Consider the following 26216-nt stretch of genomic DNA (forward strand, 5'->3'; position numbering starts at 1 on the left):
TGGTTATGATTTTAAGCGATCAATCAAAACCTAGCCATGGCCTTTCTTTTTTTCCAATTCCTTACCTACTTTTACAGAAACTAATTTACACAGCGTTCAAGAAAGCGATCGTATATATGATCGAAATTTTCTAAATACATTCATTTTTTACCTTATAATTGCCTTTTTTAAGGCATAGCATAGAAAGGATCTGATAATAAATGACAGGATATTATTTTTTGACCGCTTCTAATTACTTAATTACTATCCTTCATACTTCAACAATATAGAAACGACAATGTGGCAATTGTCCCGTATCAAATTCAAAAATCTATGTCTTATCAAAATGAGAGCAGCAGTTACTTATAGTAGGCTTTGAAAACCAGGAATCTTTGTCAAGGTCAAGGCGAGAGGGAGATTGGAATCGCAGCATATCCCATATGTGGGCATTTCAATCGGAAGATAACGCAGATATTGGGCAAAAAAGCGGTTTTGCAATGGCTTCTTGTATGGGAGAGGAAGGCAGATAGGCTCATCCACTTCTCCTATAAAATTTCATGCATTGAATTAGCCCTGATCTGCTTATGTAAACCAAAATTATAAGTAATTCCTACAAATGTTGGTCAATAAACTCAAAAGTTCCCTTGCCATGAATCTTATGAGGGCCATTGAAATATTCGATACGGGCGGCTTCCGAGAGATCGAGCAAATCGTAGTGACGGCGGACCTTGGCAAACTCATAAGCCACCCACTCATCTTTTCCGACTCCATCAAAATGCCCCCGTTCGACCATAAAAGGACGGGGTGCAATCAGTGCAGCCATTTCAGCATAATTGTAAGTATGTCCCAAATCCCATTCCGGTATTTCATACTCTTTTGTAAAGGGATAGCTGTTATATGCATCAGGTCCGGCATTTGCAACTTTACGTACCCATTCATTAAAATCACCAGAACATATAGAGAGGGCATATTCCTCAACCAATGCAGGTACTCGCATTGCTGTCTTTCCACCATAGGAAAGCCCATAAAATCCAATGCGTTCCGAATCAATGTAGGATTGTTCCCCCAACCACTCAACGATACGCTGATGCTGCCCGACCATAAATGAATACAACGACAGTCCCAATGGATTGGCTTTTCGCTGAATCAGGCGGAAATTTTCTTCCCCTCGGAATAATCCCTGGGGCGCAAACGTGACATACCCCTTTTCTGCCAGCGTTGAAGCAAATCCTTCATATACTTCATACGCCCTGGTTCCCGGTTCCTTTGTTATCACGTCCTCAGGTCTTCCTTCCAAACCATGTTGACAAACTACAACAGGCCTCTGAACTCCCTCCTTCACATCTGTAGGAACCAATAATATGCCACTAACCTCCACTTCCGGCCATACATCCAACCTCACATTATAACTGGTCCATTTCTTGCCCTTCTCCATCACTTCCACCCGCGGATTTGCCGGAACCGAAGGAGACGGAAGACGACCTATAACATCCCATAATCGATTTCTGTGAAATTCCTTAATCGGTTTAAGCCCATCACTGTCACACTCAGTATTCCCGGATGTTTTATCCTCCTTCAATGTATCCCAGAATTTTTTCTTGCGAGTCTTTTCGCTCATTCTAAGTACCTGTTGGATATGGGACTCAATATCCCGTATCGTCCTTTCCTGACGTTTTTTTGCATCTATCCATTTCTCAACTTCAAGAACACGCCGGCTTAAATCAATTTCCCCTGATAACTGAACTTCCAGTCCAGAAGCCAATGCACTTACAGCATTTCGTGAAAACGGTGTTTTTAAAGCTGCGCCTTCATCGTCATACCACTGCAGATGATTTTGTTCTTTTGGAATTTTCTCAACAGCTCGTTCCCATTCAGCTTTTGCTCTGGTTAGACTGGGCGTAGTGATGCGGCCAGGAGCTGCTCCCGAACGCCCCTCTGAAACAGGAGGAGGCCCCGTCACTTCAGGGAATTCGGCATGTTCAATAATCAATTTCCGGGGCCATGACATGGAAGCCAATTCCGCATCACCGAACTGCTTCAGCATGCCAAATACATTACGATAAATCGGCTCTCTCCAAACGTCTTCACGTGAATCAAAATAACCGCTAACCAAAGTGGAAGTTATGCGCGTATCAAGAGCCGAGGCCAATAAAGCGAGCATCCCGCCCTCACCATAACCTGCCACACCTACAGATCCACGGCTGCCATCGGTTTTAGCAAGGGATCGGAACCAGTCTACTGCTGCAAAAATTTTCTGCAATTCATAGCCGATAATGTGTCGTCCCAATACAAAACCCTGACGATAAATCCATTCACGGTGGGGCTGATTCGTATAGCGATCCAATTGCTTATTTCCTGAAAAGGTATCATTTCGGTTAACAAGAGCAGGGATCAATACTTCAAAACCATTTTCCGCAAGCAAGTTAGCCATTCCGAATCCCGGCTTGTTCGATCCCTGAATACCAGCCGCGACTTCAGGAATTATATCAGCATCCGGCAGCAGGATGATCCGACCTTGTATCTCTTCTTGAGGTTTAAGATATAGTCCTTCTGCCCAGAGATCGTTGTATATGCCACCAAGTACTTGCCAGCGAACGGCGCGTATGGTGCATTGTTCCGTGTCAATTATAAATCTCCGAAGATGGTTACCGGTAAGTGTCTCCATGTTCACCGGGGAGACCCGATCATCTACCACCCCTAACTGATAAGCCAGTTCTTCGCGTTGAGATGCAATAGATTCGTTAAACTTCATATTGGAAGAGAAATCATACTTCCAAAACCGGTCCCTCCTTTTTTTAAAAGATTGTATTTCAGAATCCAAAAACCTGTGAACCCCCTCCACCATTATGGAGGCGAGATCATCATCTATACCATCATTTCTCATGGACTGCTGTAAAAGGGAAATTGAACCCGGAAATCCAAGTGCTGTTCCAAAAAAAGCTGAGGACTTGATAAAGTTACGTCTATCCATAATATGATAAGTTTGCTGAATAAATCATTTTGATAGTGACCAATCGAAAATACAGGGTATAAAAGTTTTATTTACACTGGTATTACTTACATTGATTTCTCAATATTGCCATTCATGTGACCAATCGTATCATCAACTGAAAATGAATTTCCGAATAGATTATTCGTAATCATGTTATCCCTGCCGCTTTTCCAGCGAATAGCAATGGCTTCTTCCCTCCATTCAGCCCGATTTTCTCGTATAATACAGTCAGACACTTTGCTATCAGACACATTTTCAAGCAGAAGCCCCTGCCTTCCAAAATCAAGAATATTACAATTTGCTACATTCATGTGTCTACTGTCACGGATGGTCACGGCAGATTCGATCTCCCCTGCCCCTCGAATATGATTTCCACTTATTATCCCTCCGTCGCAGTCACTAAATAACACAGCCAAATTCCAGTTATCTCTTCTGGAGGAATGGTAGACAGGATTACGGTCAAACATGTTGTCAGATACGATGAAATTCTCACAGCAATGAACGCGTAAGTTATAGTTATACCCCATCCATATCGTATTTCCCGTAATGACAACGCCCCGAGCATTTTGAAGATCAATATTCATGTTAGCATCTGACATTACATTTCCCACAATCGTAATGTTACCATCTTTGTGTTGTCTTGTATTAGACTGTGCTGCCACTTTCCCATCAATAAAGATATTTGTAGAATCCGGGGCTTCATGAGTGTGCTGAATGGTACACCCCATAATCGCTATCTCTCCACAGCTCCCTTTTCGAGATTCAATGTAAATATTTGCAGCCACGTTTGATTCCGCATCGCCCATATTGCCTTCGATATCACAAGAGCCGATCTGTAAGTTTCTCAATTCCGTTCCCTTCGAGACCACGCCTCCTTTGCTATTGTAGCTGATGTGACAGTTGACAATATTAATTTGGTGGAGATTGAGATTATCGAGAAATATCCCTATGCCTCTGTTATCATAGAAATGGCATTCAGAAATAACGACATTGCGATTCCGTTTGATCAGATGTACAGCATGAAATGCAGACCGTATAGAAGTGCGAGTGACCGTGAACTGGATGGTACCTTCCGCCTGAATTCCAATGGCTTCCTTATGAGCCCCGACAATTTCGATCCCATCCACCATGGGAGAACGCTGGTGCTTCCATACATCGTCTTTTACGGTCGATGGATTTGCCGTACCTTCGTGGGTTCCTATAAATCTAAAAGCGGGTCCCTTTCCCTCCATTAAAATACGAGCTGTCCCATTGCCAAAAATGGAAGTAACCCCCACACTATTAAGATCGATTGTAATGGTTTTGGTAATCCGGTAGATACCTTTCGGAAAATAGATATCTCCAATACCCGCATCCACTACCTGCTGGATAACAGATGAGGCATCTTTCTTACCATCGTTATATTCCGTAAAATCGGGTACTTCCTGTTTCTCAGAGGATACAAGTCGGGTGTTGTTACAACCTGCCAAGCCCATTGTAACTGTACCCAGGCCGGCCTTTTTCATAAAACTCTTTCTATTCATAACAAATCATTTTTGGAATCCGGCGAACTTTCAACTTCAGGGTATTTACTGCATTAGTTTATTTCTTGAACCCTATTAAATTTCAATAATTTCAAACTCTTCCCTTATCCCTCATTGTCCTGTTTCTACCCCGGACAGTTCCTGGCGGGTCCAGGGATGGTCACGTCCGGTGGTCTCCCCGCGCACACTATCTATTGCCTCCGGAGAAATGGGGCCGGCCCCGTTCCCCCACCGGTTGCGAATGTAGGTCAGGATATCCGCCAAGTCCTCGTCGCTCAGCGTTTTCATCGGCGGCATTTGCAACTCGCCGCGAAGCCCGTGCAGGACCAGGCGGATAAGCTGCTTCGGGTTTCCGCTGACCCAGCGGGAATTTCGGAGCGGGGCGGCCATCCGTTCCATCCCACTACCGTCGGACTGGTGGCAAGAGCCGCAATGGGTCTCGTAGGCCTGCTTCCCCTCCGCAAGGCGTTGCTGGAGGCGCTCTTCACCGGAGAGGAGCGGACGGGCCGGCAGCGGCTGATCCCACGGCAGCTCGGCCGCCTCTCCCAGCCGCACCGCTACCTGGGCCAGTGCCTCCGAGCGGGGAAACTCCCGGCGCAGCTCCCGGAGCGTTTGCTGCAAGGCCGGCGGAATCTGCTCCACAGGAGCCCCCTGGTCCAGCCCGGCGGCCATCCCTTCCAGCAGAAGCTCCCTGGCGGCCCGCGTGGGGGCCATCTCCAGCAGCCGGGCCAGCCGCCCCAGATTTCGATTGCTTACCGCAGGGGTGTAATTGGTACGCCACTCGCTGTAGTCGCCCTTCCCGTCCGGCATGCGGCTGCGGGGATGCTCGGCATAGGCCATCCAGTTTTTATACGGGTTCTTCCGCGAATAGGAAGGGGAATCGCCCCGCTCCCAAGCCAGACGCCGGGCCAGCCGGCTGGCCAAGTGCTGCTCAAACAGCGGGGCTTCCCACAGCTGGGGGTGCTCCTCCAGGAAGTCCAGTACCGCATCGGCCTCGCGGCTCACCATCTCCTCCAGGGCCCACCACAGCAGCAGCGGTATATGCTTGTCCCCGCAGTCCTCGGGCCGCCCGATGAGTTCCCGCAGAACGGGCAGCGCCTGCCCGGGGTCCAGCCGGCGCAGGGAGGCGGCCAGCTGGCTGCGCACCTCCGCATGCGGTTCGCTGCGAGCCAGTTCTGTCAATCGGTTCCGAAAGGCCCCGCGCAGCTGCCGGGTATCGGCCGCCAGGCGGATCGTCCAGGCCCGCACGTAGGGATTCGGGTGGCCGAGCAACTCCAGCGCCCACCGCTGGTCGAGCCCCTCGATTAAATGGATCGTCCACAGCGCTTCGAGGGCAAGCTGACCCTTTTCACTGGTCGCCAGCTCCCGAAGCCGGGGCAGAACCGAGCGGTCAGCGCGCTGGCCGAGCAGCCGGCGCGCCTGCTCGCGGTACCATTTACGCTCATCGGAGAGCAGGGCGATCAGCTCCCCGTTGCTGGCCTCAGTCAGATCAAAGGGAGCCGCGGGCTGGTAATCATCGGGCTGCAGCCGCCAGATCCGCCCACAGGACTTATTCCAGGTATCCACCGGCTGCACATGGTTCATGCGGATATCACACCAGTCGGCGATATAAACGGCTCCGTCGGGACCCGCTTTCATATCAACCGGACGAAATCCACGGTCCGGCGTTGTCACCAGCGAGTCGGTATCCACGGTTCGCAGGGTTGACCCGTCCTGGAGAAAACGGGACGCCTGCACCCGGTTGGTCAGGGCCATCCCCGAGATATGCTGGCCGTGGTAGCCCCCGAGCCTGTTTTCCTCATAAATCAGAAACGTCATCGCAAACCGTTCCGAATAGCCCTCGTGGTCCATGTGGTCGAAATACCCAAAGGCATACGGGGTCGTCAGCGGACCGTGTTTGGCCCAGCCCTTGCGATAGCGCCCCCCCTGCACCACATGCAGTCCCCGGGTATTCCCGGCATTCGTTCCCATAAACGCGCGCCCCTGGCTGTCAAAATCCAGCGCCCAGCTGTTACCCCCGCCTTCGGAGAACAGCTCAAACCGGTCGGTCTTCGGGTGGTAGCGCCAGACCACCTGCCCCAGCCAGGATTGTCCGGCCACCTCGGCGGTGCTGGTACTGCCCTGCACCCCGTAGATCCATCCATCCGGACCAAAGGTCAGGGCATTGGCCACCGAGTGGGTGTCCTCCAGGCCAAATCCTTCCAGGCGGACCTCCGGTTCGCCCTCGGGCAGCCCGTCTGCATCCTCATCGGGATAAAACAGCAGGTGCGGCGGACTCATGACCCACAGTCCCCCGTAGGCATACAGCACGCTCGTGGTAATATCCAGCCCGGTAATCACATCCCGGTGGCTATCGTAGGTCCCGTCCCCGTTGGTATCTTCCAGCAGCGTAATCTTGTCGGCTCCCCGCACGTGGCCGGGCGGGGGCGACAGCTCGCGGTCGTAGCCGGCCCGCAGGTATTGATCGTAAAAATTGATCGTCGCACCGGCCGGAAACGGGTACTGCAGGTACTGGACCACCCACAGCCGACCGCGGGCGTCAAAGTGCAGATCAATCGGCTGCTGGACCACCGGCTCGGAGGCTACGTGATCCATTTGCAGCCCCTCAATCACGTTGAATTGTTCCAAAGACGCCTCCGGACTCAGCGTCGTGTCCTCCCCCATCCAGTCCACCAGCCGCTGCCCCCCGTGCTCCCAGTACACCTCCGCAAACTCTTCTACCTGCGGCGTCCACGGCCATGGCTCCGGCGCTGAGGGACGCTCATGGCAGCTTATGAGCATCATACCAGCAAGAAGCGGTGTAAAAACGTTGATCCAACCTGTTTTTGTTCTAATACCCATACTTTAAACTTAATCATTTCTATACTTTTGTGGTCGTACTAAAAACTTAACATCGTATAAAATTGATTTATCTATTGTCCCTTTAATAACAGACGAGAATATCGTTACTATTGAATCCGCAACGTATGAACCAAGGGGTAAGGTATTAATAATGCCCGAAAACTTTATTTCAGAATGGACCATTTATTAGGTAAGAGTTCACAATTGTCCCTTACCAAATTCAACCAAAAATAAAAGCCAGGGAGGCGTCACCTTCCCTGGCTTGTATAAGGGATACTACAACAACTGTCTAACATGTTTTATCTGTTAAACAGCAACCTTATGGTGATGTACCCGAGGGGTAAGAGTAGCTTCAATCTATCCCTCAGTGAAGGTTTCTACTTGCAAAGAGGCCCTCTTATGCCCAATGTCCCGGCTTTTTCTCAGAATATTTTTATGAAATCTCATTTGACAAAGACTCGTGCAATAATAGTTATGCAGGAATGGAAAAAATCCGGGCGCAAAGAATTAAACCAAGCTGAATCAGCCAGAATAAAAGCATAAGCTTATCACAATACAGCTATTCTTCTTTAATTTTACCGGTCTGTTCACTAATCTCTTTCTTTAACCGCTTGGTAGCTTCATATATAAGATTTCTAACCCGCTTATCGGATATCTCCATTATTTTAGATATTTCCCCGTTGCTCATCCCGCTGTCCACCCGCAAGAGAAGGGCTTCTTTTTGCCGCGGGGTTAACTGCTGCAGGGCCTTTAGAAATAGTTCCTGGCGTTTCTTTCGCTCTTCTTTAAAAATAATCAACTCCTCCATCGAGAAGATATGGTCCAGCTCTTCTTCCATAAAGGCGATATTTCGCTCTTGTCTCGATTGTTGCCGCTCTTTTTGTCTGAGCAGGATCCGGCGCAGTGATACATACAGATAACCATCTACGGATTGGGGACAAGTCAGCTTGCTTCTTTTTTTCCAAAGTCGAAAGAAAAGCTTCTGTATCCCGTCTTTAACAGTATCCTCATTGGATGCAAAATGCATTCCATATCGAAAAAGTCGTTCATAACATCGTAGAAATAACACAGAAAATGCTTCTCTGTTATCCTCAGTGAATGAAGTCCACAGCTCTTCCTTATTTCTGAGTTTCCACTTATCAGATAGGTTTGACTGATTCAGCATATTAATACATTTCCTGTAGTTCCCTTCGTTTTGCCCCTTCCTGTTTATGCAGAGACTACCCCTTTGAAATTGTCCCGGATATTATTTTTGACAGCAATGCCCTTTTATTTAATTACTAAAATTAAATAATATTTACAAATACGATAGTGTTATGCCTTTCTCAGCAGGTAGGAACCAGGCACACTATTTTGGACAAATACTTCTCTTAGCACTAAACAAGTAGACGCTCTCTTGATACTAAAGAAATGGAGGATGTTATCAACTGACTAAAACAATCTCCCAGACCTACCTTTCCGGATTTTCTACATCGTATTTCTGCTGGAGCTCCCTGATCTTCTGTTTGAGCTCTTCCTGCACCTCCGCGTACTCCGGGTCGCCATACACGCTCTGCAGCTGTTCGGGGTCCTCCTGCAGGTCGAACAGTTCCCACTCGTCATGGGTATAAAAGTGCGCCAGGGTATAGCGGTCAGTGCGAACGCCGTAGTGTTTGGCCACGTCATGCCATCCCCTTTCCAGCTCGGGACCTTCATAATAGTGGTAATACACCGCATCGCGCCAGTCGGCCGGCTCCTCGCCTTTCAGCAGGGGGACCAGCGAGCGGCCCTGCATCTGCCCGGGAATTTCCGCCCCGGCCAGGTCCAGAATAGTGGGGGCCAGATCGAGGTTCTGGACCAGCTGCTTGTTGACCGACTCCGGGGCAATACCCTCCGGCCAGTGGACGATCAGCGGCATGCGCATCGACTCCTCATAGATCCAGCGCTTGTCAAACCAGCCGTTTTCGCCCAGGAAGAACCCCTGGTCCCCCGCGTAGATCACCACGGTGTTGTCCAGCAGGTTCTCGCGCTTCAGGTAATCCATCATGCGTCCCACTTCATTGTCGACTTCGCGAATGACCCTCAGGTAGTCCTTGACATAGCGCTGGTACCGCCAGCGCAGCCGCTCCTTATCCGTCATTTGCGCATAATTTTCGTAGAGATACTCATTGTCCTCTGCATACGCTTCCTTGATGCGCTCCAGCTGGGCGTCGGTCAGACTGTTTCCTTTGACCAGGTTGTTCCAGCTCTCGTTGACTTCACCGGTCTCCGGGTGCAGGGGGACTTTCAAATCCCGGCCCCATCGCATGTCGGAACCTCCGACTTCCCCGATCTCCATATCCTGCTCGTGCGCGGCGGTCGTCAGCCCGGAATAGTCGTAAAACAAGCTGGGGGGCTCCGGCAGGTCCCGCTTCTGGTAGTCGTTCAGCGACGGACCCGGCAGCCATTCCCGGTGCGGGGCCTTGTGGTTGTAGATCATCATAAACGGCTCGTCCCGGTCCCGTTCCATGCGCAGCCAGCGCAGCGCTATGTCGGTAATAATGCCGGTCGTGTGTCCCTGGTAGTCCTTATCCCCCTCCGGGGTCCGCATCGTCGGGTTGTAATAGGGACCCTGCCCGTGGAGTACTTCATAGTAATCGAAACCCTGGGGCTCGGTGCCCAGGTGCCATTTGCCGATCATGGCCGTCTGATAGCCAGCCTGTTGGAGGAGTTGGGGAAATGTTTCCAAATCAACGTCAATCGATTGCAAGTTCGTGATCACCCCGTTCAGGTGGCTGTGCTGGCCCGTCAGCAATACCGCCCGCGAGGGTTTGCAGATGGAGTTGGTGACAAAAGCGTTGTCGAAGCGCATGCCTTCTTCGGCCATCCGGTCGATGTTGGGCGTGGGCGTGTGATCCAACTTGAGCCCGTAATTCAGCGCTTCCCGGTAGGCGCCGATGGACTGGGCGGTGTGGTCGTCGGAGTACATGACGATGATATTGGGCGGGCTCTCCTCTCCGGCATCGGATGAACGCGATCCGGTCCCGGATGCGGCCGCGCTATAGGACTGCCCCACTGACAGCTGTCCCCCGCCGGCCATGGCAAGGAACAGAACCGGCAGACAACATCGTTTTAAAAGGCGGGTAAACTTATATTTATATGAGTCCATGTGTTGATAGATCATTTTATCGATCGGTGTTTATTTAATTGGTATTATATATTTTAAGTGAGCTTAATAAAACTTTTGTTTTGCCCAATCTCTACATTTTCGCGCATCCAACATCCTCACATAATCCTTACATCGAAAAGGCTGTGGTTTTGAACTTGCTCAAGAGTTGGTATTGATTAAATTTCCTGTTTTTTAAAAGTTCTATTGCCGGGGCCCTTGCTGCGAGTACTATCTTGCTGCTCCCGGAGATTACGCATGGGCGGGATTTCCTTTGAAAACCAGACGCCGGTCATGCGATCCGTGTGGTCGCCCCGCACCCGCAGGTGAGGCGGAAAATCGCCGGTTTCCTCTCTCCATTCGTTGAGCTGCTGGGCCAGCTCGCGGGCCTTCTCCCAGTGCTCCGAGCTGGCCGCCACGTTACGGATTTCCCATGGATCTTCCTGCAGGTCGTACAGCTCGATGCGGGGACGCGGGACCTCGAACAGTCGGGACTGCGCATGCGTGAGCGTGTCCGCTTTCTTGGCCTCGATCAGGCTCCGAAACGAGGGACTGCCCCCGATGTCCGCGGGCGTGCCGTGCGGCAGCTCCACGTAGGCATTCTGGATGAGCCGGAAGCGCTCGGTGCGCAGGCTCCGGATATGCTCATCGGTATCGTGCCAGTTCCGCTCGCTGTAGACATACTCCCGGCCCGGCAGCGTCTGATCGGAAAGAACACCCAGGATGCTCCTCCCCTGCATGTTTTCCGGAATGGAGGCGCCCGTCAGCTCCAACAGGGTCGGGGCCAGGTCAATCACGCTCGTTAGTCCCCCGTACCGGCTGTCCGCCTCAACGCCCTCCGGCCAGTGGAATATCAGCGGCGTGCGCACACCCGCATCGTAGACCGTCCCCTTGGCCCGCGGAAAGGGTGCCCCGTTGTCGCTCAGAAAGATAACCAGGGTATTTTCGGCCTGACCCCGCTCCTCCAACTCCTCCATAAACCGGCCGATCTGCCCGTCCATCCGGGCGATTTCATCGTAATAGCGGGCCAGGTCGGCGCGGGTCTGCGGGGTATCCGCTAGGTACGGCGGCACCTTTACCTCTTCCGGCGAATGACGGGCGGGGGCGTCGTTATAGGGACGGTGGGGATCGGAGAATCCCACCCACAGGAAAAAAGGGTCCTCGCCGGACTCCGCCAAAAAATCGGGGAATGCCCCGGAGAGCTCCTCGCTGTACCAGTCGAACTGGGCATCGGCGTGGGGACCGTAGTGCGTTTTTTTCATGTGTCCGGTGTAATAGCCTTCGTCGGACAGGTAGCCGGGCAGGATCCGGCTGCCTTCCGGGAGCGGCATGTGCAGGTCCTCCGCCCCCGTGGCATGCGGGTAGCGCCCGGTCAGGATGGAGATGCGGGAGGGACTGCACTGGGGAGTCGTCAGAAACGCCTGCTCAAACAGCAGTCCGCCGGAGGCCAGCTTGTCGATGTTCGGGGTCCGGATGACCTCATTGCCGTACGCGCCGGAATCCCGCCACCCCGCGTCGTCGGCAACGAAAATCAGGATATTGGGACGCTCCCCGGCAGAGGCGGGTTGGGCCTGGGTGATTATTCCCATTCCCGAACCCAGGATTAAACACACCAGGAGTAAAAATATATTCGATAGAAAGCGTGTGTGGAGAACCATTGTTCTTAGTTTTTGACGGATTGAATTATAATCTGAGTTCGAGCAGTTTATGCAACGTAACTAACCCGGACTTCACACCATGAAATTTGTTCTTCAGCAAGGCGAGGGAAAAATGACAGCGCAAACGCACCATTTATCCTTCCTCACTGATAACAGCGACCCACGGCCCATCACCGGGAGCACGCAGGGATACCTTTTGTCGGGATAATATGGTCTGAGGGCGGACCCACTGGCTGTTGGATATATCGAGCCAGCGGACCTGCCACCGGCGACCGCTCTCCGGAAGCTGAAGCTCCACTTCGCCCCCGCCGGTAAAAAAGACGGCATATTGTTCCTCCTCCCTGTAACTGAGATATGCCTCGTCTTCCCCGCGGCCGGATAAAAGTCGGTGCCCGGTATCGGGACGTGCTTCAAAAATATTGAACTCCTCTAAAAACATGCGAGCGCTGCGAAGCTGTGTTTTAGCCAGGGCACTGAGACCGATGCCGGAACTGGGACGGTGGAAACGGGCGGAGGCTGCGCCGGCAAATATGAGCCGCCACATTTTTTCCACCGCGTCGATATTATCCCCCCCGTGCCGGCCGCCGTCGGCTCCGTAAATTTTAACGCTGTTGATGGGACGGGGATGGTCGCTGATGTAGTCCCGCACCCAGAGAAAATTCTGCCAGTGCGTTTCGTTCCGCTGGTGGTTGTTCTGGGAGACATCCACGAAATCAAATCGCTGCGGGTGATCGAGCGTGCGCCGGTGCTCTTCTGCCGTCAGATCCCAGTCGTCCCACATTTCGGTCAGGTACACGGATTTGTTTTCCTGCCCGGCCCGCTGGCGGACAAACTCCGCCCAGTACACCGCCCAGGCTTCTTCGCCGGAGGTCTCGTTGTCCATACAGTACAAAACATTGGGATATTCCAGGGCGTAATCAAGCATCTTGTTCACGAACTTCTGCTGGTACTGCAGGACGGTCTCATTATTCCGCTGCCGGGGGGTGGTAAAAAAGAACGGCTGCTCATTCGCCCCCGGGTGATTGGGATATTCGGGCCGAAATCCCGACTCCTCATAGCTGTAGTTGATATTATTCCGGGGATTGTACGGGTGCGGCGGCCAGTTATCACGGGAATAGTCGAACCGGTCCCAGATTTCAATCTGCACGATAATGTCGCGATCGGAGGTCCATCTCAACATGTTTTCAAAACGATGCCAATACTCTTCATTCCACTGATCCAGGTCGTATTTACCGTTGTCCAGCTGTTTAAAAGGGTATTCCACAAATCCGCTGCCGGGACGCTCACCATCCATGGGACGGTCGCTCATGGTGTTGCGGATATAGTTGCCCCCGGCCCCGGAAATCTCCTCCAGGTGCTCCCTCAACCGGGGAATCTGAAACAGGTTGTCATCCTTCGATCCCCCCAGAAGCAGCACGGGCTCACCCTTGTACTGCCAGTAATAAGGGTTCTCCTCCCAGGGCTGGATGCGGTCCTGATCGTCCTGGGCTGAGGCGGTTTCCGCGCCGAAACAAGCTGCAAAAGTCAGTCCCGCCGCCAGCCAAAAAGTTAAGTTGTTGAAATATTTCATGATCCCTTTATTTGTTTTCGTGTGTACGCTAATATAATACGTTTATCGGCTAACCCGGATTTCTCACCAGGAAATTTGTACTTCAACAAGGCGAAGGAAAAATGCCAGCGCAGACCTGCCCCCTGCACCCGCCACGCTATTGTTATCTTCAACGCCGCTGACCGGCAATGTTCGACGTATGTTGCATACTGTCATATTTTTTTGACCTTAAAAATCGATATAAGGTTATCCGTATCATAAGATTACAACAATATATCATAAATCTTTGTGAAAAATACGGGCTAAAGCAACCTCTCACTCTTTTACCACATGATACAGTTCCAGCGGTCGGGCGGCGGGTACCGGCGCTTCGCGGGGCCGGTCGCGGTTTCGGTTCAGGGACTCCCAGCGCAACAGGTAATATTCTTCACCGTCGATTTTATCGGTGACCATGTTCACCCGCATTTCCGGGTGATCCGCACGGACACCATCCAGGTATGCAGGGTATGTATGATCAGCTCTCAGTTGTTCAACGGCTTTCAGATCCGATTTATCCAGCGCATACCTTTGTACCCCCACCGTATCAATCCAAAACCGCTGGACCAGCTGGTCGCCCTCCGGTTGTACCGGGTAGACCCCCACCCTGTTATTGATCGAGCCGCGCCCGCCGAAATCCCAGCGGAAATCCCAGCCAGTCGCCTGGTAAATCTGCCAGCCGTTCTCTTCGCGCCGGGCGTTATAGACCTGGGTACGGCCCTCCGCATCGAATTTGTGATAGGTCACTACCGGGCGGTCCTGATGATCAAATCCGATCACGGTGTTGCCATTGAGCATGCCCCCGCCCGCCGGGACCGCGTCGATGATCTCCCCATTATCGATGGTGATGGGAAGCGGCTGGTCCGAACCGTCACTCTTCTGCCAGTGTACGAGATCCCTGCTTTTGGCGTAGCTGATATCATGATTGGTCGCAGCATCCGGGGTATCGCGCCAGACCCAGATAAGATGGTAATAATCATCCGGTCCCAATACCGGACCATGCAGGTAGGCATTCATTTCCCCCTGTCCATCCACCAGGGGCTCGTCGATCAGCCGCTTCCACTTCCCCGTCCCGGGATCATACCTGTTGTAGATCTGATTCCCCCGGCCGCTTCCGCCATCCCGGTAGGTAAAGATCAGATCTCCCCGGGGGCCCTCAAAAAATTCCGGATAGGTAACACGATCCTCCTGTTCCCCGGTCAGCGCATGCACCCTTTCGAGGCTTTGGATATCATACGGGTCAGCAGATTGAAAATAGACCAGCGTATCCACGTGCATATTCCCTGAAATGTGGAGATACCCTTTGCTGTCCAGGGCCATGGCTATATAATTATGAGTATCCCAGCCGATCTTCTCATTCAGGCGTCTCTTTTCCCAGTTATCACTCCCCAGCTCCCGGTGAGCGACGGTCATCACCCTGTTGCTGTCATAATAGGCGATATACTGGTGCGGGGACTCTGTTATCATCGCAAACCCCACAGGATGCGCCGGCCAGATAAAACCGACCTGCAGAGAATCTTTAATGACAAGCCGTTTTTCTGATTGCGAAACATCGTTGCAACCAGAGACCAGGACGGTCGTCATAACCAATAAAAGAGGCAACAGCGGCAATAATTTCATACATGAACCCGATGTGTTATATGGTATTATAGTTAACAGACATGAAAATTGTCTGACATGAGGGTTTGCAGGCCTGTTCACTGATTTGTTCATCCACCATTTCATTTTCAGGCTGGATTTCGTTATAGATAATTATAACCCTTTTAACCGGGGGATATACACGAAAATATTCAAGGGACTCCTATTTAATGAAGTTTCCGCTCATCCGCCTGAAATCCGCCGGGTCGCCGGAACTTCACGTCCGTGGCCCCGCTGGCCTCGAAGATCTCAAACATTTCATTGCGCATCCGCTGAACCCGCTCCTGCTGGGCCGGGACGTCAATCAGGTTGTGCATCTCCCGGGGATCCTCCTGCAGGTCATACAGCTCATTGGTGTCCCATACCCCATGGTAGTAAATATACTTGTAGCGGTCCCCCCGAATCGCGTAGGTCGTGGGCGTATGCGGGAAGGCGTGCTCCCAAAAATACTGGTAGACAAACGTCTCCCGCCAGTCATCCACAGTCTTCCCTCCCAGCAGCGGCAAAAACGACTGTCCGTCGACAGTATGCCCCGACGGCATGGAGCCCCCAGCCAGATCCAGGATGGTGGGCGTGATATCAATATTCAGCACATTCTCCCCAATGGTGCTGCCCGCCTCAATGAATCCCGGCGACCAGGCCAGCATCGGCACCCGCATGGACTCCTCGTAGGCCTGTCGCTTGTCGATCAACCCGTGCTCGCCCAGCATAAAACCGTTGTCGCCCATATAGATAACCAGTGTATTTTCCGCCAGTCCCTGCTCCCGAAGATAGTCCAGCACCCGGCTGATGCTTTCGTCCACACCCATCAGAGACTCACTGTAGCGCGGGATAATCTCATCGATCCCCTGCGGGTGATCCGCCCGACCGTGATACATGTGCTCGACCCCGTGCCAGCTGTAGCGCTGCTCGCGCACCCAGTCCGGCTTGCCCTCGTAGTTCGATTCAATATTCTTCATCGACTGGGGCGTGGGGATCTGCGCCTCTTCATACATCCCCTCATGACGCTCCGCCGGCTCGAATTCGGCGTGGACCGCCTTGTGAGAGAGGTATGCAAAGAAAGGCTGGTCCCGGTCGACCTCCTCCAGCCACTCAAGGGTATAGTCGGTCAGCAAGTCCGTAATATAGCCCTCCACCTGCCGGCGCTCCCCGTCGATATTCAGGGTCGGATCGTAGTAGACGCCCTGCCCGCGGAAGCTCACCCAACGGTCAAAGCCGGGCTGGGGGTCATCATGGGCATGACCGATGTGCCACTTGCCGAAGTAGCCGGTCTGGTAGCCCGCCTCCTGGAGAGCTTCGGAAAACAGCGGGGTCCCTTCCGGCATCACATTGTTGTTATCGACTACGCCGTGGCGAAACGGGTACTGCCCGGTCAGGATCGAGGCCCGGCTGGGCGAGCAGAGGGAGGTGGTCACGAAGGCGTTGGCCAGGTGCGCCCCCTCTTCGGCCATCCGGTCCATGCCCGGGGTCTTCAGAAAATCCGGGCTCTCCGGGTGAAAGCCAATGTAGTCGTAGCGGTGGTCATCGCTCAGGATAAAGATGACATTCTGCGGCGGTGACTGTGACTGGGCCTGTCCCGCACCTACGTTCATTAACCCCATTAATAATAGTACCGGCAGCATTCCTTTTCCGATTGATGTCATTGGACTGTTTCTTTTTGATTTACATTAAATAGCGAAACTGTATTTCTTTGCTTGAAAATAGCTTGCATCCGTAATTAAAAGGATCGGGATCCACTTTTCATTACCTCACAAATATAAAATAACACAAGCCACCTTGTAACAATGAATGATCAATGTTATAAACATAAGCTACATTAACCGCCTCTATACTGTGAAAGAAGCAAAATTTCAGGCCCTTGTAACATATTGCAACTGATATAAGATTTAAAATTTCCTGCCTTAACCGGTGTCCGGAATCCGAGTATTGGATTACCAGGGCTTAGGATTCTCAGGGCCACTGAGGCAGGGGAGCCCCTGTCCTTTCGAGCCACTCTTCCAGCTTCCGTTTCAGCTTGTCCCGCTGTTTTGGCCTGCTTCCGGCAAGATTTTGCTCTTCACCGGCGTCCTCCTGCAGGTTATAAAGCTGAAAGTCATTGGTTTCATAGAACTTCAGCAATTTCCACGATCCCGACCGGATCACACTCACCGGCGTCGTTCGCCAGGCATTATTCGGGTAGCCGGGAAAGTGCCAATATAGGTTATCCCGCTTCAGCGAAGCCTTCGGATCCTCCAGCAGAGGCACCAGGCTGAGTCCGTCCAGCGGGTAATGGCGTGGGTTGTCCATTCCGGCCAACTCCAGGTAGGTCGGGTAAAAATCTATGCTGATCACCGGCTCCCGGCTTGTTGATCCAGGTGCAACCACCCCCGGCCATCGGATAATCAGCGGTACCCGGATGCCCCCTTCATAAAAGGTCCCCTTCCCTCCTTTCAGGGGAGCGTTGTCGGTAATATTGGCCTCCCCGTGTCCCAAAAATCCATATCCGCCCCGCCCACCGTTGTCCGAGTAGAAAATGACCACGGTATTACGAGCCAGTTCGCGTTCCTCAAGCGCATCCAAAATTTTACCAACATTCCGGTCCAACCGTTCAATCATCGCAGCATAGGCCGAGTGAGAATGTCCCCGGTCCCCCTTCTTCCGGTCATATTTTTCGACAAGTTCCTCCGGCGCCTGGAAGGGACTGTGCGGGGTATAAAAGGAAAGATTGAGATAAAAAGGTCCCCCGCGGTGATCATCTATATACGCTATCGCTTTCCTGGTCAGGTAATCGGTCAGGTATTCCCCTTGCCGGGCATCCGCGATATGGGGATTATTGCCGGGGTTAAAATAGCCGCCCTCCCAGCTGCCGGGATTTCCGGCCCCATACCCGCCAATATTGTAGTCGTATCCCTGCTGCCCGGGTCCGTGCGCCGGTGGATCGCCCAAATGCCATTTGCCGATCAGAGCGGTACTGTACCCAGCCTGCCCCAGCATTTCAGCTTCGGTTATTTTTTCGGTAGGGAGCGCGTGGGCGTTTTCGGCGGGAATCATGGCACCGGGACCCGAATCTCCTACGTGGTAGATCGGCTGACGCGGATAATATTGTCCGCTGACCAGCGCCGCCCGCGTGGGCGAACAGTTGGCGGCATTGGTATAGGCGTTTAAAAATTTCATTCCCTCTGCGGCCAGGCGATCGATATTCGGGGTTTCATAGAAGGTGCGTTTCAGCGGATCAAAACTGTTAATGTCGGTCAAACCCAGGTCATCGGCCATGATGAAAACGATGTTGGGCTTTTTATCAGGAGTTCCTTCCTGTCCCGCAACAGAACTGATACCCATGGCCAATATCAACAAGCTGAGGAAAAAGTGCCTTGCAAATCCTTTAAAGATTAATCGTTTCATTATATATATATATATATCTGACCCTTTCATCATATCTAATCCTGCAAATAATGCATTATTCCCAAAAACGAGCATCCTGTACGTCCTGCTGCTTTACATTGAAGGTTTTCCTCATTTTTTCGAGGATATCTCTATACCCGGCATCATCCGCCAGGTTATCATATTCTTCCGGATCATTTTTATGATCGTACAGCTCTTCGTTATGAGCCTGAACCTCATCCCCCCATCGCGTATACCTCCATCTTTCCGTCCTGATTGAAGCAGCATTTCCCTGGTAGGAAACGGTATAGGCTAATTGGTCTGTAAGCCCGGGTTCTTTCTCTGTCAGATGCCTCACCAGGCTTTTCCCCTGGAGTATGGTCGGAACTTCCCCAGCATAGCCTGTTAAATCTGTCAGGGTAGGATAGAGGTCTATAAGTTCGGTAATTTGCCGGCTCTTTTTCCCATAATTCTTTTGATACTTTCTTCCCGGTACCGATAAAATAAGGGGAACCCGCGCGCTGCCTTCCCACAGACTGATCTTTGACCAGCTGTCATGTTCGCCGAGGTTATAGCCGTGATCCGATAGAAAAACAACAATCGTTTCTTCCCTGACCTCAAGCCGGTCAAGCGCATCGAGAATACGTCCCACCTGCCGATCCATAAACCGCACGCTTGCCATATAACCGCTGATCACCTGCCTTTTTTGCCATTCATTCATCCCGAACTTGTTATCATTTTGCTGTCTGAGGGCCTGATCGGGAACATTTTTATCAACCTTGCCGGGAGGCAACACAACCTCCTCCTCCGGATAGGACTGAAAAGAACTTCTCGGCGCAATAAAGGGAACATGGGGCCGGACAAAACCAACGGCAAGAAAAAAAGGAGCATCCGGTTTTTCCCGTACTAAATTTGTTGCTCCCTCTGCGATATCGCCCGTCCGATTTTCCAAAACAGCGATAGCCTGGCTGGCCGCGAGGTAATCGGTCTGGGTATGTTTCATGCTGTCCGCTATAACCATGCGCGAAAAGTTGCCCCCATAGTGATGATTATCCGGGGAAAGTAACTCCAGCTGTCCCGGTCCCAGCGTCTCGGGCCCCATCACATTGTAGGCATAATCCCATGAATCGGGATCATCTCCGCCGGCACCGCCCCGTTCAATCCCGCCCGGCACGCCCATGTGAAATATTTTTGATACCCTGGCGGTATAATACCCTTGTTGCCGGAAAAAGCCGGCCATCGAAGGATGATCCGAAAGATCGGGCGTCTTTTTTTTGTAGCTGCCGAGCTGCGTGGAATTACCCAGTACCCCGTTTGTTTCGGGATACAACCCACTCATGAGCGAAGCACGCGAGGGACCACATATCGGGTATTGTGCGTAGGCTCTGGTAAACCGAACGCCCTCCCGGGCCAGCCGGTCAAGGTTCGGTGTGTGATGGTCAATATCCATATACGGACCGATCCGGGTGTTTAAATCATCCGCAATAATTAGTACGACGTTTGGCTTGTCTTGTCCCTGTAGCATCCCGGGAAATAATAACAGACATAAAAGGAAGGTGGGCAGACCTGTACGGAGATATTTTATTTGATTTATACTCTTAAACGTGTTAATCATGAGATTACGGACATTCTGTATTTGATTCCATGTGATAATTATGCAGGCAGCTCCACGCTCAATAACGGCTTCCGAATTTCTATTTTGCGCCATTAGCCCAGGCAAAATAGATCCCGAAAATAGCAGCAAATTGCAAATCGAATCCCGATCGTCGAATTTCTGGGATCTTAGCGCCGTACTATAGTTTACTCTTCAACAGGGTTTTCTTTCCTATAAGCCTATGCAAAATTATTCTTTTGACCAATATTTGCATTTTCACGCATTCAACATTCTCACAATATACCACGAGGGTGGTTTTGAATGTGCTCGGGCCTTGATATTGACTAAAGTTCCTGGTTTTCAAAGTCTTCTCCCATGCTCTGCAACCATTAAAATCTAATCGATCCTGGTTAGCATAAGAGTCCTGAAATCCATGGCGGCGCTGCCCGGGATCTCAAGCGCCCGCAGCACCAGAGGGGCCCTGCCTCCGGGCAGGGATATCGTCCCCATTTCCAGTGGTTTAAAATCTTTGACATATGATTCGATCCGCTCCACCCGGTCGTCCTCCATTCCCCGAAGCGGGGGATTGTGGGCCTGCCTGATCGTGTCGGTGACGGCGGCGGATCCAAAGGAGAGTTGCACGACGGTCCCCAGGTCTTTCGGGGGACAGGTGTAGTAGAGTTTCACCCGGTAGGTGCCGGGCTCCCGCACCTCCACATCCCAGCTGATGCTGTCGGCGGTGCTCGTCCAGTTGGTAAAAAACGACGCATTCGGGAAGCGGTTGGACCGCTCAATATTGCCGTGCGGCCTCCCGTCGCGGGCCGGCAGCTGGGTATATTTGAAGTCCGGGTCTCCCACGAGGAAAGGACGCTTTGTTTCCCCCCGCTCCTCCGGGATCACCGCCCGTTCCCATCCCTGCAGGGTATCCCTAAGCGTCTCCGTTACCTGCGGGTGCCGACTGGACACCTCCCGGTGCTGCCCGCGGTCTTCGGTGATATCGTAGAGCCTTCCCTGATGGTCCAGCCGGTAGGCGGGACTCCGCACGCTGGTTCGCCCGTTCCAGTGCGAAAATATCAGCCGCTCATCCCAATTCTGCTTTCCTCCGCTCAGCAGGGGGACAAGGCTGATCCCGTCCACCGGCTTACGGGTCTGCAGCTTCACGCCCGCCAGGTCGGACAGGGTGGGCAGCAGGTCAATGGCCGCGGCAATTTCCGGGATCTCGGTTCCGGGTTCAATGAGCTGCGGCCAGCGGATAAACAGAGGGGAACGCACGCCTCCCTCGTCGGTCGATCCCTTCCGGCCCCGCATCCCGCCGTTCCAGCGCCAGCTGTTGGGACCATTGTCACTCATATACGCCACAATCGTCTGCTCGCCCAGCTCCAGCTCCCGCAGCTTGTCCATAATCCGTCCCACGTTCCAGTCGATATTCTCGACCATCGCCAGCGCCGCCCGGGTAAACGCCGGATCCTCTTTGCCGGGATCCCGGTGGCGCATGGCAAGCTCCCTGCCTTCAAGCGCCTCCCACCACCGGTCGGGCACCTGCATGGGCGAATGCGGGGTATTGTAGGGCAGGTACAGCAGGAAGGGATCCCCGCTCCCACCATGGTCCTCGATAAATTCCAGGGCTTTGCCGGTTACATCATCGGGCAGGTAACCGTCCCCCTGCACCAGCTCCCCGTTGTGTTCCAGCAGCGAGGGACTGAAATAATCGCCCCAGTGGCCGGAGGCAAAGCCATAAAATTCATCAAAGCCCCGGCCGTTGGGGTGGTAGGGATACTGCATCCCGTTATGCCATTTTCCGAAAACGCCTGTCGCATAGCCGGCCCGACTGAATACCTCAGCGATCGTGGTTTCATCGAGGTCCAGCCGCTCACCGCCGGCCGAGGTGCCGTACACCCCACCCCGCGGATGGTATCGCCCCGTCAGCAGTTCTGCTCGCGTGGGCGAGCACACCGGACTCACGTAAAAATTCGAAAAGGATGCTCCCCGGGAAGCCAGAGCATCAATATTCGGGGTGTGCACATTCGTGTTTCCATGAACGCTCAGGTCCCCCCATCCCTGGTCGTCAGTGACAATCAGTACAATATTGGGGGCTGTGCGATCCCCTGGCGCCGGCTCCTCCTCACCGGCACACCCCTGTAGGACTGACAAGGGGATGATCAGCCATAGCATGTATATAATTTGCCTGTAATGAATCATATCGGGTATTTATACCTATATAGCAATAGGCAGTATAATGATAACCTTGTAACTCTTCTGAAAATTAATAGTCCATCACATTTCCAAGCCTGCAAACAATGGTTGCCAGAGATAACTTCATTATCCTATTCATACTGTTCGAGCCGTCCTTTCAGGCGGTCCACCACTTCCGGATGCTTGTTCCATACGTTGTTCGTTTCGGCCAAATCCTCCTCAAGATTGTAAAGTTGTCCCCCGGGATCCCCCGGACCTGCTTCAATATGGGCGGGATCGGTAAATCCACCGGAGCCCAACGCTTCGATCAGTTTCCACTGGCCGTCCTGGATGGCCCGGACGCCGCGGGCTGAGACAGAGACCACCGGCGGCCGAATCGACTCATCTTCCGGCTGGTCGCCGGTGAGGACCGGAAGCAGGCTGAAGCTGTCTTCGCCGGCCCCTTCGGGTAGATCCACCGCAAGGATATCGGCAAACGTTGCCATCATATCCGTAAAAGAAATCGTCTGACTGGTCACGGATCCCGGGTCAATCACGCCCGGCCAGCGTACGATAAACGGCATACGGTGACCCGCCTCGTAGGCATCCCCTTTCATCCCCCGCAGTCCGCCCTGGGAATCGTGGTTAAACTGCTCACGGTCTTTATCATACCACACCGGACCGTTGTCGCTGGTAAAAATCACCAGGGTCTCATCGGACATGTTTTCCTGTTCTAGGGCCGCGAGTATCTCTCCAACTTTTGCATCGACCATCGCCGTAAAATCACCATACATTCCGGCACCACTCACGCCCTCAAATTCCGGGGCAGGCAGCCAGGGTGTATGGGGAGCTGGAAATGCCACATACAGCAGCAATGGCTGATCCGAATGCTCAGAACCGTGCCTCTGGATAATATCAATCGATTCCCTGGTAAAACGCGGCAACACATCCGACAGGTCCAGATCGGGTGCGATGCCACCGGCCCGCCAGAACGCTCCCTGTATATCGGTCCATTTACCCCCGCTGTAATGGGATTCAACCGTATCGGTCGGTGGGGTTACCACCTGGTCGCCGCGTATATAAAAGTAGGGCGGAATATCGGTTGAGGCCCGGATGCCGAAGAAGCTGTCGAAACCCCGATCCACGGGTCCCCCCGTCAGCGGTATATCCGGGTCATACTGCCGGTAGGCGGCCCGGGTATTTTCACCCGCCTGCAGGTTCGCCGACCGGTCGGTGGTGTGAGATTCATCAAAGCCCAGGTGCCACTTGCCCACCATCGCCGTCCGGTAGCCTTCTGACTGCAGCAGGGAAGCAATCGTCATGCGATCTTCGTCGATGACCGGCTCGTTCGGCCACACCCCGGTATTGGTCCGAAAAGGGTACCGTCCCGTCAACAAACCGTACCGGGACGGATGGCATACGGCGCCGGGCGCGTGGGCATCGGTAAACCGCATGCCTTCCTGCGCCAGCCGGTCGAGGTGGGGCGTGGGAATCCGGGACTCGCTGTTATACGCCCCTGCATCCCCATACCCCATATCATCGGCAAACAGAATCACGATGTTCGGTTTTTCCGGTGCGGGCGAAGCAGACCGGTCGTCCCGGTTACATCCCCCCAGGAACGCACAAATAACAAGAGAAGCGATCACGATCTGCAGCTGTAGTGTAAAGCGGTTACCGGTAATCATAATTTTCCGTTTTATATAAAAGATATAAGAAAGCTTTGTAAAACCGCTCATTGGGCGAATTGCTGTATGTTCGTGCATGCACCATTCCCACCTGTGCTTTTATGCTGTGGTGTTGCATTCGCCCGGAGATTGACAGCGATTAATTTTCCGGTTTTCAAAGATTCTATACATTGGATGAAAAATAAAAAGGCGGTCTTATAGCCTATCGCTGTGGATGTTCAACACCGTATTGCTGCTGCAGCTCCCTGATCTTTCCCTTGAGCTTTTCCTGCACCTCCCTGTACTCCGGGTCCCCATAAACGCTCTGCAGCTGCTCGGGGTCCTCCTGCAGGTCAAACAGCTCCCACTCGTCGTTCTCATAGAAATGGGCCAGCGTGTAGCGGCCGGTGCGCACTCCGTAATGGCGGGCGACCTTGTGAACGGCCGGGGGTCCTTCGTAATAGTGGTAATACACAGCCTCGCGCCAGTCGGCCGGCTCCTCACCTTTCAGCAGGGGGACCAGCGAGCGGCCCTGCATCTGCCCGGGAATCTCTGCCCCGGCAAGATCAAGTATCGTGGGGGCCAAATCGAGGTTCTGGACCAGCTGCTTGCTGACCGACTCCGGGGCAATGCCCTCCGGCCAGTGGATGATCAGGGGCATGCGCATCGACTCCTCATAGATCCAGCGCTTGTCAAACCAGCCATTTTCGCCCAAGAAGAACCCTTGGTCCCCCGCGTAGATCACCACCGTGTTATCCAGCAGGTTCTCGCGTCTCAGGTAGTCCATCACCCGGCCGACCCCGTCGTCCACGCCCCGGATCACCCGCAGGTAATCCTTCACGTAGCGCTGGTAGCGCCAGCGCAGCCGTTCTTTTTCGGACATTTGCCCGTAATCTTCGTAAAGCTGCTCGTTCTGCTCGCCATAAGCCTGCTCCAGGCGCTCCAGCTGCCGGTCAGTCAGCCGGTTGCGCTCGACCAGCCGGTCCCACCCCTCCGAGGGTTCCCCGGTTTCGGGGTTCCGGGGGACTTTAAGGTCCCAGCCCCAGCTCATGGTCGTTCCGATCTCCATATCCTGCTCCCGAGCCGCGGTCGTCAGCCCGGAATAGTCGTAAAACAGGCTGGGGGGCTCCGGCAGGTCCCGGTTGCGGTAGTCATTCAGGTGATCCGGACCCGGAAGCCAGTTGCGGTGCGGGGCCTTATGGTTGTAGATCATCATAAACGGGGTGCCCCGCTGCCGATCGTCCCGCAGCCAGCGCAAGGCACTGTCGGTGATCACCCGGCTGGTATGTCCCGCCCGGTCCACATCACCCTCCGGGGTGCGCATGGTCGGATTATAATAGGGCCCCTGCCCGTGCAGTACTTCATAATAATCGAAGCCCTGCGGCTCAGTGCCCAGGTGCCATTTCCCGACCATGGCGGTCTGGTAGCCTGCCTGCCGGAGCAGTTGCGGGAATGTTTCCAGGGTTACGTCAATGGATTCCCCGTTGGTCAAGACCCCGTTCTTATGGCTGTGCATCCCGGTCAACAGAACGGCACGGGAAGGTTTGCAGATGGAGTTGGTGACAAAAGCATTATCGAAGCGCATGCCCTCTGCGGCAAGCCGGTCGATGTTGGGCGTGGGCGAGTGATCCAGCTTGAGCCCGTACTCCAGAGCCTCCCGGTAGGCGCCGATGGACTGGGCGGTATGGTCGTCGGAGTACATCACAATGATGTTGGGCGGGCTATTCCCGGGGTTTTTTTCCGCTTCTGCCTCCGTTGATTCACATCCCAGAGCTGCAATAGAAACAAGCACTAAAAGAGCAACGGAAGAGCATTCTCGAATAAAAAACATAAGTAATAGAGAGTTATTTAATGGTGGTTTTTCTACACAAAACAGTTTTAGACAATTCAATATAATGCATGATCAACATAAAGATTTATTCTGTTTACTGCTTAGCCCTATTTCTTTATTGACCCGATTAATTACATGTCTGATCTGAAAGTTTAGAGGGTATATGGTGCGGATTTAATTGTAAGAGGTGTTTAACGAATAGTATAAAAAAAATTTATTGAGTAGTAATAATTTACCTTTTGTTATCATTCGGTA

Annotated in this window: 15 protein-coding genes; all 15 read right to left on the bottom strand. The window is 52.8% G+C overall.

The features are described from left to right. Positions 1-589 precede the first annotated feature (589 nt). The 15 genes from BUB16_RS11840 to BUB16_RS11910 all read right to left on the bottom strand — a co-directional run bounded on the left by BUB16_RS11840 (position 590) and on the right by BUB16_RS11910 (position 25961). Complete coding sequence (locus BUB16_RS11840; RefSeq protein WP_073064330.1) at positions 590-2950, bottom strand: alpha/beta hydrolase family protein; 2361 nt, start codon at positions 2948-2950, stop codon at positions 590-592. A gap of 86 nt (positions 2951-3036) precedes the next feature. Beyond that, positions 3037-4494, bottom strand: coding sequence for a right-handed parallel beta-helix repeat-containing protein (locus BUB16_RS11845; RefSeq protein ID WP_073064333.1), 1458 nt, complete (start codon positions 4492-4494; stop codon positions 3037-3039). A 111-nt stretch (positions 4495-4605) separates the two neighbouring features. Continuing rightward, positions 4606-7335: a PVC-type heme-binding CxxCH protein gene (locus BUB16_RS11850; protein WP_084088232.1), complete on the bottom strand. Its 2730-nt coding sequence runs from the start codon at positions 7333-7335 to the stop codon at positions 4606-4608. Positions 7336-7894: 559 nt separating this feature from the next. Beyond that, positions 7895-8500 carry an RNA polymerase sigma factor gene (locus tag BUB16_RS11860; protein ID WP_073064342.1) on the bottom strand — a complete coding sequence of 202 codons (606 nt, stop codon included), beginning with the start codon at positions 8498-8500 and terminating at the stop codon, positions 7895-7897. Positions 8501-8785: 285 nt separating this feature from the next. After that, complete coding sequence (locus BUB16_RS11865) at positions 8786-10462, bottom strand: sulfatase family protein (RefSeq protein WP_170864372.1); 1677 nt, start codon at positions 10460-10462, stop codon at positions 8786-8788. A 176-nt stretch (positions 10463-10638) separates the two neighbouring features. Continuing rightward, positions 10639-12048 carry a sulfatase family protein gene (locus BUB16_RS11870; protein WP_073064346.1) on the bottom strand — a complete coding sequence of 470 codons (1410 nt, stop codon included), beginning with the start codon at positions 12046-12048 and terminating at the stop codon, positions 10639-10641. Between the two features lie 202 nt (positions 12049-12250). Further along, a complete protein-coding gene (locus BUB16_RS11875; RefSeq protein WP_073064351.1) occupies positions 12251-13687 on the bottom strand; it encodes a hypothetical protein in 1437 nt (478 codons plus the stop codon). Between the two features lie 63 nt (positions 13688-13750). Then, positions 13751-13882, bottom strand: coding sequence for a hypothetical protein (locus tag BUB16_RS22040; RefSeq protein ID WP_280173655.1), 132 nt, complete (start codon positions 13880-13882; stop codon positions 13751-13753). A 99-nt stretch (positions 13883-13981) separates the two neighbouring features. Then, entirely contained in the window at positions 13982-15322 is a 1341-nt protein-coding gene (locus BUB16_RS11880) for a BNR repeat-containing protein (RefSeq protein WP_073064354.1), read from the bottom strand. 185 nt (positions 15323-15507) lie between these two features. Further along, positions 15508-16983, bottom strand: coding sequence for a sulfatase family protein (locus tag BUB16_RS11885; RefSeq protein WP_211483159.1), 1476 nt, complete (start codon positions 16981-16983; stop codon positions 15508-15510). 307 nt (positions 16984-17290) lie between these two features. Continuing rightward, positions 17291-18721 carry a sulfatase gene (locus tag BUB16_RS11890; protein ID WP_073064655.1) on the bottom strand — a complete coding sequence of 477 codons (1431 nt, stop codon included), beginning with the start codon at positions 18719-18721 and terminating at the stop codon, positions 17291-17293. Between the two features lie 55 nt (positions 18722-18776). Further along, positions 18777-20225 carry a sulfatase gene (locus tag BUB16_RS11895; RefSeq protein ID WP_073064658.1) on the bottom strand — a complete coding sequence of 483 codons (1449 nt, stop codon included), beginning with the start codon at positions 20223-20225 and terminating at the stop codon, positions 18777-18779. Positions 20226-20690: 465 nt separating this feature from the next. Beyond that, a complete protein-coding gene (locus BUB16_RS11900; RefSeq protein ID WP_211483160.1) occupies positions 20691-22445 on the bottom strand; it encodes an arylsulfatase in 1755 nt (584 codons plus the stop codon). Between the two features lie 173 nt (positions 22446-22618). Next, entirely contained in the window at positions 22619-24151 is a 1533-nt protein-coding gene (locus BUB16_RS11905; RefSeq protein ID WP_084088245.1) for a sulfatase family protein, read from the bottom strand. Between the two features lie 202 nt (positions 24152-24353). Continuing rightward, complete coding sequence (locus BUB16_RS11910; protein WP_073064361.1) at positions 24354-25961, bottom strand: sulfatase family protein; 1608 nt, start codon at positions 25959-25961, stop codon at positions 24354-24356. Positions 25962-26216 lie beyond the last annotated feature (255 nt).

Source organism: Fodinibius roseus (assembly GCF_900129315.1).
Lineage (GTDB): Bacteria > Bacteroidota > Rhodothermia > Balneolales > Balneolaceae > Fodinibius > Fodinibius roseus.